General features: G+C 47.6%; 2 tRNA genes and 1 rRNA gene. All 3 read left to right on the forward strand.

Annotated features, from left to right (window positions below):
* Positions 1-64, forward strand: a 16S ribosomal RNA gene (locus tag L6D74_RS29875); the annotation flags it as partial.
* An 81-nt stretch (positions 65-145) separates the two neighbouring features.
* Positions 146-222, forward strand: a tRNA-Ile gene (locus L6D74_RS29880).
* Between the two features lie 30 nt (positions 223-252).
* A tRNA-Ala gene (locus L6D74_RS29885) sits at positions 253-328 on the forward strand.
* Positions 329-582 lie beyond the last annotated feature (254 nt).

Here is a 582-nt window from a genome sequence, read left to right on the forward strand (position 1 = left end):
CATGACTGGGGTGAAGTCGTAACAAGGTAGCCGTAGGGGAACCTGCGGCTGGATCACCTCCTTAATCGACGACATCAGCTGCTCCATAAGTTCCCACACGAATTGCTTGATTCATTGAAGAAGACGAAAGAAGCAGCCCGAAATTGGGTCTGTAGCTCAGTTGGTTAGAGCGCACCCCTGATAAGGGTGAGGTCGGCAGTTCGAATCTGCCCAGACCCACCAATTTTGTGTGGGAAACGCCTGTAGAAATACGGGGCCATAGCTCAGCTGGGAGAGCGCCTGCCTTGCACGCAGGAGGTCAGCGGTTCGATCCCGCTTGGCTCCACCACTACTGCTTCTAAAGTAAGAGCTTAGAAATGAGCATTCCATCGTGCTGATGGTGAATGTTGATTTCTAGTCTTTGACTAGTTCGTTCTTTAAAAATTTGGGTATGTGATAGAAAGATAGACTGAGATCCACTTTCACTGGTGGTGATCAGGCTAAGGTAAAATTTGTGAGTTCTCTTAGTTGAGAAATTCGAATTTTCGGCGAATGTCGTCTTCACAGTATAACCAGATTGCTTGGGGTTATATGGTCAAGTGA

It is taken from the genome of Pseudomonas pharyngis, assembly GCF_021602345.1.
Lineage (GTDB): Bacteria > Pseudomonadota > Gammaproteobacteria > Pseudomonadales > Pseudomonadaceae > Aquipseudomonas > Aquipseudomonas pharyngis.